Source organism: Methylobacterium nonmethylotrophicum (assembly GCF_004745635.1).
In the GTDB taxonomy this organism is placed as follows: Bacteria; Pseudomonadota; Alphaproteobacteria; order Rhizobiales; family Beijerinckiaceae; genus Methylobacterium; species Methylobacterium nonmethylotrophicum.
This window is the reverse complement of sequence record NZ_SRLB01000014.1, coordinates 140066-155579: the sequence shown is the minus strand read 5'-3', so window position 1 is coordinate 155579 and position 15514 is coordinate 140066. Positions and strand designations below refer to the sequence as shown.

The following is a 15514-nucleotide window of genomic DNA, read 5'->3' as shown; positions in this document are numbered from 1 at the left end:
GAGGCTCCTTTCAGTCGCACCTCAGGATGAGGTCGTAGATGGGATGGATCAGTTCTGTCTGATATCCTTGTCGGCAGTCAAACAGGCTCTGAGATTCTGCTGCGCGAAATGCCGCTCCATCTGATCTACAAGCGCGGCCATCCCAGCAGCCGACCCGGCGCGAACGGCGCCACCGGCACTGCGGGCGTGCGGCCGGTGGCGAGGTCGGCGACGAGCTGGCCGGTGATCGGGCCGGTCGAGAGGCCGATATGGCCGTGGCCGAAGGCGAAGATCAGCCCGTCGTGCCGCGGCGCCGGTCCGATCACCGGCAGGCCGTCCGGGGTCGAGGGGCGCGAGCCGAGCCAGGGCCGGTTGTCGAGGGGCTGGCCGAGACGCACGGTGCCGGCGGCCTCCCGGGCCGCCGCCTCGATCTGGCGATAGTCCGGCTCGGCGTGGCGGTCGGCGACCTCGACGCCGGAGAGCACCCGCACCCGGCCCTCGCCCATCGGCGACAGGATCGAGGCGGCGCCGGTGTCGTAGACCGGGCGGGTCAGGGCCGGGCTTCCCGGCTGCAGCGCGTAGTGCCGGTGGTAGCCGCGCTCGGCCGCGAAGGCGAAGCGGTAGCCGAGCGGCCGGGCGAGCTCGTGCGCCGCCGCCCCGGTCGCCAGCACGACCTGCGGCGCCTGCACCGTCCCGCCCGGATGGACGACGCGCCAGCCCGCTACCCCCGGTTCGAGGCGGCTCACGGTGGTGCGCAGGATCCGGCCGCCGAGGCCGGCAAAGAGCCGCTCGCAGGCCTCGACCAGCCCGCCGGGATCGCCGACCGCGCCGGTCTCGGGCAGCAGCATCGCCCGGGTGAAGGGGCGGATCAGCGCCGGCTCCAGCGCCTGGATGTCGGCCCATTCAAGAATTTCGAACGGCACGCCATGGTGCGTGAGGATCTCGCGCTCCAGGGCGGCGCCCGCGAAGGCGGCCTCCGTCCGGTAGAGCTTCACCCAGCCGCATTCGCGCAGGAGGTGGGGCACGCCGGCCCGGTCGGCGAGGCGGCGGTGCTCCGGGTAGGCGGCGCTGGTCAGCGGCGCCAGCGCCTCGGCGGCCTGGCGCCAGGCCGAGATCCGGGCGCTCGCCAAAAAGTGCGCCGCCCAGGGCAGCACCCGCAGCAGGTGGCGGTGGTGCAGGCGCAACCCCGGATCGGCGTTGCGCAGGTAGGCCGGCAGCTTGCCCCAGAGGGCAGGGCCGGACATCGGCAGGATCGAGCCGCGGCTGACCACGCCGGCATTGCCGTAGGAGGTGCGGGCCCGGGCCTCGCCGGGGTCGCACAGGACCACGTCGCGCCCACGGTCCTTGAGCGCGATGGCCGAGGACAGGCCCACCATGCCGCCGCCGACCACCACGATGTCGGCCGTCATCTCGTCCCGCTGCATCGAAGCACTCTCTCGTCGCCCGGATCCCGCGCACCCGCCGCCGGCCTCAAGGCCCGCGTTCCGCCTTAAGCCCCGTCCTTCGACGGGCTCGGGTGGAAGGATCCTGAAACAATGCGGGGGCGCCCGGCGCAACCCGGGCGGGACGGATGGCTCACCCGATCGCCCGCATCGGCTCCGTTCCCCGCTCCCACGCCTCCTCCGCCTGCCGCAAGCGCGCCTCGCTGTCCGCGATGTAGTCCCGCGTCAGCGGCACCACGTCGTTGCGGCGGGTGAGCTGGAGCTGAAAAACCACCGCGTCCTCGTACCGGAAGGCGGCCTCGGCGCTGGCGAGATACCATTCCCACATCCGGCAGAACCGCTCGTCGTAGAGGGCGGCGGCCTCGTCGCGGTGGGCGAGGAAGCGGGTGCGCCAGTCGCTCAAGGTCTCGGCATAGTGCAGGCGCAGCACCTCGACGTCGGCGAGCATCAGCCCGGCGCGCTCGATCGCCGGCATCATCTCGGACAGGGTCGGCAGGTGGCCGCCCGGGAAGATGTAGCGGGTGATCCACGGGTTGGTCGGCCAGGGCACGCCGGTCCGGCCGATCGTGTGCAGCAGCATCACCCCGTCCTCGGCGAGGCGGTCGCGGGCGACGCGGAAGAAGGTGCCGTAATGGGCCGGCCCGACATGCTCGAACATGCCGACCGAGACGATGCGGTCGAAGGTGCCGTGGAGGGTGCGGTAATCCTCCAGCGCGAAACGCACCCGGCCCGACAGGCCCCGCTCCGCCGCCCGTCCTTGCGCCACCCGGTGCTGCTCGGCCGAGAGCGTGATGCCGCGCACGCTCGCGCACTCCGCCACCCCCGCGAGGTAGAGCCCGAGCGCGCCCCAGCCGCAGCCGATGTCGAGCACCCGCTGCCCCGGGCCGGCGAGGAGCTTCGCCGCGATGTGGCGCATCTTGGCGGTTTGCGCCTCCTCCAGGCTCATGCCCGGCGTCGCGTAATAGGCGCAGGAATAGAGCCGGTCGGCGTCGAGGAAGAGGGCGTAGAGCCGGTCGTCGAGGTCGTAATGGCGCTCGACGTTGCGGCGCGCCCGAAACAGGGTGTTGCGGCCGGCGATCCGGCGGCCGAGGCGGCGCAAGGCGGCGAGCGCCCGCACCTGCCGCAGGGAGGGCTCGTCGTGGTTGCGCCCGAGCAGCACCGTCATCAGCTCCGGCAGGCTGCCGGATTCGAGGATCAGGCGCCCGTCGGTGAAGAGCTCGCCGAACTTCAGCTCGGGATCGAGGATGAGCTCGCGCTCGGCCGCCGCATCGGCGAACCGGATCGCCGCTTCCGGGCCGTCCCCGTCCCCGGCCCGGAAGCGGCGGCCGCCCGCCGTCACCACCGTCAGGGTGCCGCTCAGGCCGCTGACGGAAAACGCCGTCTCCAGCAGATGATCGAGGACCACGCCGCCACCTCGTGAGACGCGAGACCACTCCCTCGGTCGACGAGGATGGCCTTCGGCGTCGAGGCGTCAAGCCTGCCGGATCGGCGTAAGTGACGGCGTGCCCTGCATCTTTCGCGGATCAGCCCTGTGGTCGGGCGCCCCGTACAGTCACTCGGCGGAGCCGAAGACGCGCCGGAAGATCGTGTCGACGTGCTTGAGGTGGTAGCCGAGGTCGAAGCATTCGGCGATCGCCTCGGGCTTGAGCGCCGCTGTCACCTCCTTGTCGGCCTGGAGCAGGGTGAGGAAGTCGCCCTCGCCGCGCCAGACCGGCATCGCGTTGCGCTGGACGAGCCGATAGGCGTCCTCCCGCGATACGCCGGCCTGGGTCAGCGCCAGCAGCACCCGCTGCGAGTGGACGAGGCCGCCGAGCCGGTCGAGGTTGCGCTGCATCTGCTCGGGGTAGACCAGCAGCTTGTCGACCACGCCGGTGAGGCGGGCCAGCGCGAAGTCGAGGGTGATCGTGGCGTCCGGCCCGATCATCCGCTCGACCGAGGAATGCGAGATGTCGCGCTCGTGCCAGAGCGCCACGTTCTCCATCGCCGGGAGCGCGTAGGACCGCACCATGCGGGCCAAGCCCGTCAGGTTCTCGGTCAGCACCGGGTTGCGCTTGTGCGGCATCGCCGAGGAGCCCTTCTGCCCCTCGGAGAAGTATTCTTCCGCCTCCAGCACCTCGGTGCGCTGCAGGTGGCGCACCTCGATCGCCAGCCGCTCGATCGAGGAGGCGACGACGCCGAGCACCGCGAAGAACATCGCGTGCCGGTCGCGCGGGATCACCTGGGTCGAGACCGGCTCCGGGGTCAGCCCCATCTTCTCGGCGACGTATTCTTCCACCCGCGGGTCGATGTTGGCGAAGGTCCCCACTGCCCCGGAGATGGCGCAGGTCGCGACCTCGGCCCTGGCCGCCACGAGGCGGGCGCGGGCGCGCTCGAACTCGGCATAGGCCTGGGCGAGCTTGAGCCCGAAGGTGACCGGCTCGGCGTGGATGCCGTGCGAGCGGCCGATGGTCGGGGTGAGCTTGTGCTCGAAGGCCCGGCGCTTGAGCGCGGCGAGCAGCCCGTCGATGTCGGCGATGAGCAGGTCGGCGGCGCGGACGAGCTGCACGTTGAGGCAGGTATCGAGCACGTCCGACGAGGTCATGCCCTGGTGGACGAAGCGCGCCTCGGGCCCGACGATCTCGGCCAGATGCGTCAGGAACGCGATCACGTCGTGCTTGGTGACGCGCTCGATCTCATCGATCCGCGCGACGTCGAACACCGCGTCGCGGCCCTTCTCCCACACCGTGGCGGCGGCCTCCTTCGGCACGACGCCGAGCTCGGCGAGCGCGGTCGTGGCGTGGGCCTCGATCTCGAACCAGATCCGGAAACGCGTCTCCGGGGACCAGATCGCCGTCATCTCGGGCCGGCTGTAGCGGGGGATCATCGTCGGGGCTCCTGCGCGCGGGGGCGGGGAATGATGCCGCGACGGCTATGGGATGCGGGGCGAGAAGGCAAGGAAGGGGAGGGGAGGCGGCGCCTGGTGAGGCGCGGAGACAGGCGCTTCCCCGACCGAAGGGCTTTCTCGACGTCATCCCGGGGCTCGCCGCAGGCGAGAACCCGGGATCCAAAATTGCTGACGATGCACGACCAAGCGGATGTGTCCTGACAGTCGTGAATCGTCAGCGGTTGTGAATCCCGGGTTCCGCTTCGCGGCCCCGGGATGACCAGGACGATGTCAGAACCGAACCGTCAGCCCCCCGTTCACCGCATACCCATCCCCGCCCGTCCGGGCGAAGGTCGAGCCGCCGGTGAGCGTCAGGCTTACCCCCGGGGTCACGTCGGCGGAGAGGCCCGCTTCGACGAGGCCGTAGGTGCCGCGCGCCCCGCGGCCGAGGGGCGTCAGGATCGGCAGGAGCGGGGTCGAGGTGAGCGAGGTCACCAGCGTACGGCCGCCATCCAGGAATTCGTGCTCGGCCGTCACGTTGACGAAGGCCCGCACCGGCAGGCCGGCGAGCGCGAAGGGGGCGGCGCGCAGCTGCAATCCGGCGCGGCCGACGAGCGACTCGATCCCGGTGGCGCCGACGCTCTGCGTCAGCACCGGGTCGCCGCGCTCGGTATAGGCGCCGACCCGGGTGGTGGCGTAGGTGAGGCCGACGATCGGCCCGAGGCGGAACGGCCCGAACGCGTCGAACAGGTAGCCGGCCTTGGCCGCCACCGCCACGCTGTCGCCGCCGGTCGCGGCGGTGAGCGGGTCGATCACGCCGGGGCGGGTCACGGAATAGTCGTGGCGGCCATAGGCCAGCACCGCGTCGGCGAAGAGGTTCGTTCCGGTGAACGAGCCGTAGGCGGCAAAGCCGTAGCTGTCGACGTCGATCGAACCGCCGCCGCCCCTGAGGTTCGCGTGCGGGTTGGCGTAGTTGAAGGCGAAGCCGAAGCGCACGCCCGGCATGGGCGTCGCCTCGAGCCCGATCGTGCCGCTCGGGCTGTCGTAATCGTAGCCGGTGGCGAAGCCCCGCGTCGCCCGGCTGCCGCCGGCATAGCCGCCCTGGCCCCACACGATGAGCGGGCTTGGGCTCGCGCCGAGCGGCGCGACGCCGGTGGCCCCGAGCGCGCCCGTCGCCTCGCCGGGGGCGGGCGCGAAGAGCCGGTAGGCGTCGAGGCGCTGGAGCAGGGCGCCGGCGAAGCTCGTGGTGCCGATCTGGCCGAGCTCGGCCTGGGCGGCGATGCCGTTCGGGGCGGCGAGCGCGTTCGCCATGTAGCGCGACAGGACGAGGTAGCCGGCCTCGGTCAGGTGGACGCCGTCGAGGGAGAGGTAGGTGTTCTGCACCGCCTTCGGGGCCGTGATGCAGGCGGCGACGAGAGCGCAAGGAGCGGTGGCGTTGGTGAAGCCGTAGCGGCCCGGATCGGCGATGATGCGCTGGAAGATCTGGCCGTTGTCGAGGAGGACGATCCGGGTGCCGGCGGCGGCATAGGGCGCCAGGCCCGCCTGCAGCCCGTCGAAATAGGTGCGGGAGAAGAGGTCGGCGGCGGCGGCATTGCCGGAGGCCGCCACCCGCGGCAGGCCGTTGAGGGTGGTGAAGCCGTTGAACACGATCGTCCGCGCCCCGGCGCCGATGATCTGCCCGATAGTGCCGACGGCGTTCGCCGCCGAGGCCCGGCCGAGGAGCGGCGCCTGGGCGGTGGTGAGGCCGGTGAGCGCCGCCGCGATGCCGTCGTTGCCGCCGATGTTGATGGCCACGACGGTGCCGGGACCGAGGCGCTGGCCGCTCGCCAGGAAGGCCCCGACCTCCTGGGTCAGGCCCGGCAGCAGGGGCGAGCCGACATTGCCGGTACCGGTCTGGGCGCCGCCGACCGCGTAGTTCGCGACGGCCGAAGCGGGCAGGCCGTAGATCGCCTGCAAGCCGTCGACGAAGTTGGCGCCGTTGGAGTAGCGGCCGTTCACGTAGGGGAAGGCGAGGGGCTGACCGCTGAGGCGCACCACGTTGCCCGTATCGGCGTAGCTGTCGCCGAAGACGGTGAGCCCGGTCACGCCCTGCGCCGCGGCGCCCTGCATCCCCGCCAGCGCCGTACCGGCGAGCCACGCCGCTGCCATGCCTGCCCGGCGCAGGCGCCCGTCACGCATACCCATCCCGCATCTCCCCCGCCGGCAGCCGTGATGCGCCGCTTCGGCGCCGCCATGGGGCAGGGCGGGATCGGTGCGGTCAAGCTGGCGCCGCCCGAGTTACAGAAGCGAAAAAGTGTAGGGCCCGGCCTGTGGCCCGTCGGCGACAGGCCGGGTCGCCCTCAGGTCTCCCCCACCCGGGCCCAGCCGTTCGGCATCAGCCGTTCCTGGGGGGTGAACTTCGCCTTGTACTGCATCTTGCGCGAACCCTCGACCCAGTAGCCGAGATAGAGGTAGGGCAGGCCGAGGCTGCGGGCGCGCTCGATGTGGTCGAGGATCATGAAGGTGCCGAGCGAGCGCTCGGCCTCCGCCGGGTCGTAGAACGAGTAGACCATCGACAGCCCGTCGGAGAGCACGTCGGTGAGGCAGACGGCGACCGGGGCGCCGGTGCCGCGGCCGTTGATGGCGGTGTCCGGTCCGCGCCTGCGGTACACAACCAGGTGGGTCTCGACGTGGCTGTCCTCGACCATCATGGCGTAGTCGAGCACCGTCATGTCGACCATGCCGCCGTCGCCGTGGCGGGCATCGAGGTAGCGGCGAAACAGCGCGTACTGCTCCGAGGCCGGGCGGTTGGCCTGGGCCTGGCCGACGAGGTCGCGGTTGCGCTTGAGCACCCGGCGCTGGCTGTCGCTCGCCGCGAAGTCGCCCACCACCACCCGCACCGAGATGCAGGCGCGGCAGGTCTCGCAGGCCGGCCGGTAGGCGATGGTCTGCGAGCGGCGGAAGCCCCCCTGGGTCAGGATCTCGTTGAGGTCGCGGGCGCGCCGTCCGACGAGATGCGTGAAGACCTTCCGCTCCTGCTGCCCCGGCAGGTAGGGGCAGGGCGAGGGCGCCGTGAGGTAGAACTGCGGTGCATCCCGCGGATGGCTGGTCACGCTTCGTCGTGCTCGCAGGCGAAAGGGCCGGCGCCTGGCCGCCGGGGAGTGGAGGATAGCACCGGCGCGGCCCGTCTCAACAGCCTGGCGGCGCGCCGGCGCGAAATCCTGCGCTTTAAGCGCGACAGGACACCGAAGGTTGCATCCTCACGCGTCGCGCACCACCGCGAGGTCGATGACGAGGTCGTGACCCATGCGCCGGTCGGCCCGCAGCACGCCGATGCCGATGTCGAGGAGCCAGAGCAGGAAGGTCGAGAGCGCGACGTAGAACAGCAGGGCGTGCACGGCTGCGGTGATCCAGTCGATCGGCCCGCCCGTCGTCGCCCGCACCGCCCGCAGGCCGAGCATCCGCATGCCGAGCGTGCTCTGGCGCGGCCCGCCGACCGTGATGGCGCTGTAGAGGATGCCGCTCGCCGGCAGGATGGCGTAGAGCGCCCAGCCGACCCCGAAGGTGATGACCCCGAGGAACGAGATCGCCAGCCACAACAGGCAGCTGAAGCCGAAGATGAACACGATGTCGAGGAGGTAGGCCATGAAGCGCCGCGACAGCGAGCCATGCGCCACCAGCACCGGCGGGCCGGCCCAGCCGGACCCGGCCGGCGGGATCGTGCCTTGATACGTCGGACCGCCCGAATAGGGGCCGCCTTGCCAGGAATTCGCCATCGCGCGTCTCCGCCGTCGTCGCTCGCCTCGTCACCCGGCGCATAAGGTGGGCGCGGCCGCGGCCCGGCTCAAGGGTGTCGGCCGCGGGCCGCGACATCGCGGCCTGCCCCACAGGAAGGGCGCGCCGGCGGCAGGCGCTCTACGCCTCCGTCCCGGCCCTCCGCCGCGCGCCCTCCGCGTCCCCGGTCCCGGCCGCCGGGACGCGCCGGAGGGGCCATCGCAGCCGCGCCGCGTAAGGGTGGAAAGCCGGCAGCACGACGAGCGTCAGGAGCGTCGCGGTGACGAGGCCGCCTATCACCACGGTGGCGAGCGGGCGCTGCACCTCGGCCCCGGCGCTGGTCGAGAGCGCCATCGGCAGGAAGCCCAGCGTCGCCACGAGGGCGGTGGTCATCACCGGGCGCAGGCGGCGCTCCGCCGCCTCGGTCGCGGCCTCGCGGGGGGAGAGGCCGGCGCGTTCGAGGTCGCGGATGGTGCTCATCAGCACGACGCCGTTCAGCACCGCGATGCCGAAGGTGGCGATGAAGCCGATCGCCGCCGAGACCGAGAACGGCAGGCCACGGGCGTAGAGCGCCAGGATGCCGCCGGTCGCCGCCACCGGCACGTTGAGGAAGATCAGCCCGGCGACCCGCAGGTCGGAGAACATCACGACGAGCAGCACCAGGATCGCCGCGAGGGCCGCCGGCACCACCACGGCGAGCCGGGCGGTCGCCTCCTGCAGGTTCTGGAACTGGCCGCTCCAGACGAGGGAATAGCGCGGCGGCAGGCTCACCTGGGCCTGCACCGCGGCCTGCGCCGCCGCCACGAAGTTCTGCACGTCGCGCCCGCGCACGTTGGCCTGGACCGAGATGCGCCGCTGCAGCCGCTCGCGGCTGATCTGGGCCGGGCCGCTCGCGACCGCGACCGAGGCGACGAGGGAGAGCGGCACGGTGACCTTGCCCCCGCGCCCGACCGGCAGGGCGCGCACCCGCCCGAGATCGGCGCGGTCGCCCGCCTCGAGCCGCACCACGATGCCGGTGATGGCGTTGTCGTCGCGGTAGACCGAGCCCGCGGGCCGGCCGCCGATCGCCTCGACCACGTCGAGGACGTCGCTGGCGCTGACGCCGTAGCGCGCCGCCGCCGCCCGGTCGATCGTGATCGACAGGGCCGGCATGCCGGCCTGGGACTCGGCCTTGACGTCGGCGGCGCCCGGCACGGCGGAGACCGCCCGCACGATGGCGTCGGCCTTGTCCTTCAGCACGCCGAGGTCGTCGCCGTAGAGGCTGATCGCCACGTCGCCGCGCACGCCCTCCAGAAGGTCGTCCATCCGCATCTGGATCGGCTGCGAGAAGGCGTAGGCGACCCCCGGCACCTCCTGGCGCAGGCGCTCGCCGAAGGCCGCGACGAGGCCGTCCTGGGTCGTGGCGGTCGTCCAGGTGGCGGGGTCGGACAGCGTGACGAAGCTGTCGGTCGACTCGACGCCCATCGGGTCGGTCGGGATCTCGGCGCTGCCGGTGAGGGAGACCACCCTTTTCACCTCGGGGAACGACTTCAGCACCGCCTCGATCCGGCGCATCGTCTGGAGGGAAGCATCGAGGTTGATGCCCGGCAGCTTCTCCGAGGTGACGACGATCGAGCCCTCCGAGAGCTTGGGCAGGAACTCGCCGCCGAGCCGGGTGGCGAGGAGGCCGCTGCCGGCAAACAGCCCCAGCGTCACCAGCAGGGTGGCGCCGGTGCGCCGCTCGGCGAAGAGCAGGACCGGGGTGTAGACGCGCCGCATCCCGTGGACGAGGCGCGTCTCGCGCTCGCCGATCCCGCGGCCCGCCAGCACGAGGGCGGCCAGCGCCGGCATCAGGGTCAGGGTGATGAGGAGGGAGCCCGCGAGCGCCAGGATCACCGTGAGCGCCATCGGCCGGAACATCTTGCCGGCGACGCCCTCCAGCGCCAGCACCGGCAGGTAGACCAGGATGATGATGGCGACCGCGGCCATCACCGGTTTCGCCACCTCCGCGGCGGCGTCGCGGATGACGGCGTGCGCCGGCCGCTCCGGATGCTCGCCGCGGGCGCGCATGACGTTCTCGATCATCACCACGGCGCCGTCGACGATGAGGCCGAAATCGATGGCGCCCAGGCTCATCAGGTTGCCGGACAGGCCGAGGACCCGCATGCCCGCGAAGGCGAGCAGCATCGAGAGCGGGATCGCGGCGGCCACCACGAGGCCGGCCCGCAGGTTGCCGAGCAGGAGCAGCAGCACCACGATCACCAGCACCGCTCCCTCGACGAGGTTGTGCGCGACGGTGCGGATCGTGCGCGCGACCAGGGCCGAGCGGTCGTAATAGGGTCGAATCGCGATGCCGGGGGGCAGGACCGGGCGTAAGCTCTCGATCGTCGCCTTCACCCGCTCGACCACCGCGCTGGCATTCTCGCCCTGCTGCATCATGGCGATGCCGACGACGGTCTCGCCGGCGGCGTCGCGGCTCACCGCGCCGAGTCGGACCTTCGGCGCCTCCACCACCTCGCCGAGGCTCGCCACCGTCACCGGCACGCCGCCGGGATTCGTCGCCACCACGATCCGGGCGATGTCCTCAGGCCCCGTCGCGAGGCCCAAGCCCCGGATCACCTCCTGCTGGTCGTTGTGCTCGAGATAGGCCCCGCCGCGGGCGAGGTTGTTCTCGGCGAGCGCCGTGTAGACCTGGCCCAGGGTGACGCCGTAGCGCTGCAGGCTCTCGGCCGAGACCCGGACCTCGTAGGTCGGGAGCTGGCCGCCATAGATGTTCACGTCGGCGATGCCGGGGGTGAGCTTGAGCCGCGGCGCGATCGTCCACTGCAGGATGCGCTTCAGGTCCATCGGCGAGTAGGCCGGTCCGCGCAGCTCGAACTGGTAGACCTCGCCCAGGCCCGTCGCCATCGGGCCCATCTGCGGGTCGCCGATGCCGGCCGGCATCATCGCCTTGGCCTGGGGCAGGCGCTGGAAGACCTGGGCCCGCGCCTCCGTGATCGGCACCGATTCGTCGAAGGTGACGTAGACCGCCGAGACGCCGAAGCGCGAGGTCGAGCGCAGGCCGGTCAGGCCGGGGGCGCCCGCCATCGCGCTCTCGACCGGAAAGCTCACCAGGCGCTCGACCTCGAGCGGCCCGAGCCCGGGCGAGAGCGTCAGGATCATCACCTGCTTGGGCGAGATGTCCGGCACCGCGTCGATCGACAGACCGCGCAAGGAGACGATGCCGCCGCCGGCGGCGGCCAGCGCCATCGCCAGCACGAGCCAGCGGCGGCGGGTCAGGAGGGCGAACCAGGCCTTCATCGCGCCCTCAATCCGTCGAGCCGAGCAGGCCGCGCAGCAGGATCGCCTTGAGGCCGAAGCTGCCCTGCGTCGCCACGCTCTCGCCTGCCGTCACGCCGTCCTTCACCTCGACCCAATCCGCCCGCTGCACGCCGAGGGTCAGCGCCCGCTTCTCGAACCGGTCGTCGCCGGTGCGCACGAAGGCCACCGGCCCGTCCTCGGTCTGCTGCACGGAGGCGGCCGGGATCGTCGTGGCCTCGCGCCCGAGATCCGCGGAGATCTCGACCGACACGAACATGTTGGCGCGCAAGGACCCGTTCGGGTTGGCGATCTCGATGCGGGCCGGCGCGGTGTTGGTGGCCGGATCGACTGCGGCGTTGACCGATCGCACCCGTCCCTCGAAGGTCGGGTGGTCCGGCACCGGCGCCCGCACGGTGGCGGCGTCGCCCGGCTTCACCGCCGCGATGTCGCGGCCGTAGAGGCTCGCCAGCACCTGGATCCGGGAAGGATCGGCCACCGTGAAGGCGTCGCGGCTGGTGTCGACCACCTCGCCGAGGGTGATGCCGCTCGCCGTCACCACCCCGTCGATCGGCGACACGATGGCGCTGGTGCCGGCCGGTGCCCCGGGCTCGGGGGCGAGCCGCGCATATTGCGCCGCGTAGAGGTCGACCCTGGCCTTCGCGGCGAGGGTCGCGGCATGCGCCTTGGCGAGGTCGACCCGGCGGCGGTCGACATCGGCCTGCGCCACGCCCATCACCCTCAGCAGGTCCTGCCCGCGCTTCAGGTTGATCTCCGCGATCGTCTCGGTCGCCTGCGCCTCGGCGAGGCTGGCCTGCGCCTCGGCGAGCCCGTTGCGGGCCTCGAGCAGGCCGGCGGCATCCAGGGTCGCCAGCGTCTGGCCGGCCCGGACTGGATCGCCCGGCTGCACCGCGAGGGTGAGCACGCGGCCCGCGGTGCGGGGCTTGAGATGCGTGACGCGGCGCTCGTCGAAGGCGAGCGTACCGGGCGTCCTCACCGGCAGGACAATGCGGTGGCGCTCGGCCGTGCCGAAGGCGAGGCCGATGCGCGTCCGGCCGGCCTCGTCGAGGGTGACGAGGTTCGGGTCGGCCGGGGCGGCGCTCTCCTGCGCCTCGGGGGCGGGCGCCGGCGCCATCAGCCCGAGCCGGGCGAGGACGGGCGCCAAAGCCGTCCCGGCGGCGTCGCGGTACCACGAGCCGGCCCCGGCCAGCGCCAGCACCGCGACGAGGAGGACGAGCCCGCGCCACGGCGGCCGGCCGCCCGGGCGCGGCGGCCGCACCACCGGAGCCTCCTTCGCCCGTTGCCCAGGGCGCGCCTCGCTCTCGACGACGCGCGCGACGGTCTCGACGGCCAGCAGCACGACCTCTCTCACCCGGCTCGATTGGAATCGTTCCAACACCTATGGGCCGGGGTCAGGCCGGCCATTAAATTCGCGTTCACGTTTCGGTTTCCGCTGGGATAGCGGGCGGGTTTGGGGGAAGAAGCGGGTGTTGAAGGCGCCTCTTCTCACTTCCGTGACAGGGCTGTCTGGGAACAAGAAAAGACGCGGGTCCCCCTCTCCCACACCTTGAGCGATACCGGGCAAGCCCGGCATCGCCTGGAGAGGGGATCCCGCGCCATGTCTTGTCCCGGGTTGTCCCGAAGCGCCCTTCCCGGGGAGAGGTACCGGCAAGCCGAGCGGCGGGGTACGAGACAGACGTGGCAAAGCTGCTCCTGATCGAGGACGACGCCGCGACGGCGCAGGAGATCCTGGGCGACCTGCGCGGGCGCGGGCACGCGGTCGCCTGGGCGGCGGCCGGGCCGGAGGGGGCGGAGCGCGCGACAGCTGAGGCCTGGGACGCGATCGTCCTCGACCGGATGCTGCCGGGGCTCGACGGCCTGAGCCTGCTGCAAGGCTTGCGTGGCGCCGGCGACCGCACGCCGGCCCTGGTGCTCTCGGCGCTCTCGGACGTCGACGAGCGCATCCGCGGCCTGCGGGCGGGGGGCGACGACTACCTCGCCAAGCCCTTCGCGCTCGGGGAGCTCGCCGCGCGCATCGAGGCGCTGCTGCGCCGCCCGGCCGACACCCGCGAGACGCTGCTGCGGGTCGGCAGCCTGGAGATCGACCTGATCGCCGGGATCGGGCGGCGCGGCGGGCGCGACCTCGACCTGCTGCCGCGGGAGCTCACCCTGCTCGAATACCTGATGCGCCGCCCCGGCCAGGTCGTGACCCGGGCGCTCTTGTTCGAGGAGGTCTGGAACTACCGCTTCACGCCGAAATCGAACCTCATCGACGTGCATCTCGGCCGCCTGCGCCGCAAGCTCGAGGCGGCGGGCGAGCCGCCGGTGATCCACAGCGTGCGCGGCATCGGCTTCACGCTGACCCCTGATGACGAACCGCGATGACCGATCTCCTGCGTTCCACCACCTTTCGCTGGGCGCTGGGCATCGCCCTGTGGTCGGTCCTGCTGGCGCTGGCGATGTTCGGCTTCGTCTACTGGCAGACGGTGTCGTTCCTGCGCGAGGAGCTGGCCGAGACGCTGCGGCTCGAAGTGCGGGCTGCCGCCGAGGACCCGGCGGCGGCGAGCGCGCGGGTCGAGACCTGGATCGCCATGGACCGCCACGCCACCCATTACGGCGGCGTGTTCGGGCGCGACGGGAGACGGCTGGCCGGCAATCTCGTCGGCCTGCCGGCGGGGCTCGCCCGCGACGGCGACGCGGAGCGGGTCGGCGCGACGATCGAGGTGAGCGAGGGATCGCTCGGCGACGAGATCTGGGCGACCGCGCTCGCGCTGCCGGACGGCGGCACCGTGGTGATCGGCCACGACACCGACGAGATCGACCGGGTGCGGGCCACGACCCTGCGGGCCTTCGGCCTCGGGCTGGTCCCGGCCCTCGCCCTGTCGGGCCTCGGCGGCCTCCTCCTCGCGAGCCGGGCCCGCCGGCGCCTCGCCGTCACCGAGGCGGCGCTCGCCGAGGTGATGCGTGGCGACCTGCGGCGGCGCCTGCCGGTCGGGAGCCGGGACGACGAGTTCGACCGCCTCGCCCGCAACGTCAACCGGATGCTCGACGAGGTCGAGCGCCTGATGGGGGAGGTCCGCAGCGTCGGCGACGCGGTCGCGCACGACCTGCGCACGCCGCTGACGCGGCTGCGGGCGCGGCTGGAGCGCAGCCGCGAGCAGGCCCGCAGCGTCGCGGAGTTCCGCGAGGCGATCGACCAGGGCCTGGCCTGGATCGATCAGACGCTCGCCATGGTCACGGCCGTGCTGCGCATCGGCGAGATCGAGCATGGATTGCGGCGGGCCGGCTTCGCGCCGGTCGACCTCACCCGGATCGTGCGCGAGGCGGCGGAGTTCTTCGAGCCCGTGGCGGAGGACAAGGGCGTCGCGCTCGCCGTCGCGGTCGATGAGGGGGCGGGGCGCTCCCCTGTCGAGGGCGACCGCGACCTCTTGTTCGAGGCGGTCTCGAACCTGATCGACAACGCGGTGAAGTTCACGCCCGCCGGAGGCTCGGTGCGGGTCGGCCTGGAGCAGGGGCCGGCCGCCAGCGTGATCGTGGTCGAGGATTCCGGACCCGGCATTCCGCCGGCCGAGCGGACCCGGATCTTCCAGCGCTTCTACCGCGCCGAGCGCGCCCGCCAGACGCCGGGCAACGGCCTCGGCCTCGGCCTCGGCCTCGTGGCGGCCATCGCCCGGCTGCACGGCTTTCCCGTGGAGGCCGGGAAGGCGCCGGGCGGCGGCGCGCGCCTCACCCTCGTCTGCCCGGTGCCGGCGCCCACCGACCCGGCGCGCCGGCGCCTCGCCGTCGCGCAGGCCGGCGCCTCGGCTCCAGCCGGGATTCTGCAGCCGCGCAGCGGTCGTGATCCTCTCTGACGTGATGGCAGCGGGCGGCGCACGTCCGCGCTAGCCCGGCGGGACCACGTCGATCTGGATTCCGCTGTAATACGCCGCCAGGTTCGCGATGTCGGAATCCGTCAGCTCCTGCGCCGCCACCGACATCACCTCGTTCTTGCGGGTGCCGTTGCGGAACTCGGTCAGGGCCTTGACGAGGTAGGGCTCGACCTGGCCGGCGAGGTTGGGGGCGTCGGGCAGCTTCGAGAGCCCGTCGAGGCCGTGGCAGGCCTGGCAGGACACCGCCTTGGCCCGGCCGGCCTTGGCGTCCCCGGCGGCGGCCGGAGCCGTGGCGGCGAGAAGCAGCAGGAGGGCGAGGGCGCGGGTCATGG

11 protein-coding genes are annotated in these 15514 nt (G+C 72.6%); 2 read left to right on the top strand and 9 right to left on the bottom strand.

Translation table 11 applies throughout. The annotated features are described in order from the left end of the window. Positions 1–125: 125 nt before the first annotated feature. The 8 genes from EU555_RS20000 to EU555_RS19965 form a co-directional block, all read right to left on the bottom strand. On the bottom strand, positions 126–1403 hold the full coding sequence (locus EU555_RS20000; RefSeq protein WP_135416984.1) for an NAD(P)/FAD-dependent oxidoreductase: 1278 nt from the start codon (positions 1401–1403) through the stop codon (positions 126–128). Positions 1404–1554: 151 nt separating this feature from the next. After that, positions 1555–2826, bottom strand: a complete 1272-nt coding sequence (locus tag EU555_RS19995) for an SAM-dependent methyltransferase (protein ID WP_135416983.1) — start codon at positions 2824–2826, stop codon at positions 1555–1557. A 147-nt stretch (positions 2827–2973) separates the two neighbouring features. After that, positions 2974–4284 carry an adenylosuccinate lyase gene (purB, locus tag EU555_RS19990; protein ID WP_135416982.1) on the bottom strand — a complete coding sequence of 437 codons (1311 nt, stop codon included), beginning with the start codon at positions 4282–4284 and terminating at the stop codon, positions 2974–2976. 291 nt (positions 4285–4575) lie between these two features. Continuing rightward, on the bottom strand, positions 4576–6468 hold the full coding sequence (locus tag EU555_RS19985) for an autotransporter domain-containing protein (protein ID WP_135416981.1): 1893 nt from the start codon (positions 6466–6468) through the stop codon (positions 4576–4578). A gap of 155 nt (positions 6469–6623) precedes the next feature. Next, positions 6624–7376, bottom strand: coding sequence for an arginyltransferase (locus EU555_RS19980; RefSeq protein WP_135416980.1), 753 nt, complete (start codon positions 7374–7376; stop codon positions 6624–6626). A gap of 147 nt (positions 7377–7523) precedes the next feature. After that, positions 7524–8039 carry an RDD family protein gene (locus EU555_RS19975; RefSeq protein ID WP_135416979.1) on the bottom strand — a complete coding sequence of 172 codons (516 nt, stop codon included), beginning with the start codon at positions 8037–8039 and terminating at the stop codon, positions 7524–7526. A 139-nt stretch (positions 8040–8178) separates the two neighbouring features. Continuing rightward, positions 8179–11316 carry an efflux RND transporter permease subunit gene (locus EU555_RS19970; RefSeq protein WP_135416978.1) on the bottom strand — a complete coding sequence of 1046 codons (3138 nt, stop codon included), beginning with the start codon at positions 11314–11316 and terminating at the stop codon, positions 8179–8181. A 7-nt stretch (positions 11317–11323) separates the two neighbouring features. Continuing rightward, positions 11324–12673, bottom strand: a complete 1350-nt coding sequence (locus EU555_RS19965; RefSeq protein ID WP_342636488.1) for an efflux RND transporter periplasmic adaptor subunit — start codon at positions 12671–12673, stop codon at positions 11324–11326. A 338-nt stretch (positions 12674–13011) separates the two neighbouring features. On the opposite strand from EU555_RS19965, the gene EU555_RS19960 reads away from it, so the two are divergent. After that, positions 13012–13698: a response regulator transcription factor gene (locus tag EU555_RS19960; RefSeq protein WP_135416977.1), complete on the top strand. Its 687-nt coding sequence runs from the start codon at positions 13012–13014 to the stop codon at positions 13696–13698. Further along, a complete protein-coding gene (locus EU555_RS19955) occupies positions 13695–15164 on the top strand; it encodes a sensor histidine kinase (protein ID WP_135416976.1) in 1470 nt (489 codons plus the stop codon). The genes EU555_RS19960 and EU555_RS19955 overlap by 4 nt, the downstream gene beginning before the upstream one ends. Positions 15165–15194: 30 nt before the next feature. Here EU555_RS19955 and EU555_RS19950 read toward each other — a convergent pair whose 3' ends face one another. Continuing rightward, complete coding sequence (locus EU555_RS19950; RefSeq protein ID WP_135416975.1) at positions 15195–15512, bottom strand: c-type cytochrome; 318 nt, start codon at positions 15510–15512, stop codon at positions 15195–15197. Positions 15513–15514: the final 2 nt, after the last annotated feature.

Bases quoted from the DNA above. Each gene is read 5' to 3' on its own strand.
- purB (WP_135416982.1), bottom strand. From the start codon at position 4,284: ATGATCCCCCGCTACAGCCGGCCCGAGATGACGGCGATCTGGTCCCCG.
- EU555_RS19955 (WP_135416976.1), top strand. From the start codon at position 13,695: ATGACCGATCTCCTGCGTTCCACCACCTTTCGCTGGGCGCTGGGCATC.
- EU555_RS19950 (WP_135416975.1), bottom strand. From the start codon at position 15,512: ATGACCCGCGCCCTCGCCCTCCTGCTGCTTCTCGCCGCCACGGCTCCG.
- EU555_RS19975 (WP_135416979.1), bottom strand. From the start codon at position 8,039: ATGGCGAATTCCTGGCAAGGCGGCCCCTATTCGGGCGGTCCGACGTAT.
- EU555_RS19985 (WP_135416981.1), bottom strand. From the start codon at position 6,468: ATGGGTATGCGTGACGGGCGCCTGCGCCGGGCAGGCATGGCAGCGGCG.
- EU555_RS20000 (WP_135416984.1), bottom strand. From the start codon at position 1,403: ATGCAGCGGGACGAGATGACGGCCGACATCGTGGTGGTCGGCGGCGGC.
- EU555_RS19970 (WP_135416978.1), bottom strand. From the start codon at position 11,316: ATGAAGGCCTGGTTCGCCCTCCTGACCCGCCGCCGCTGGCTCGTGCTG.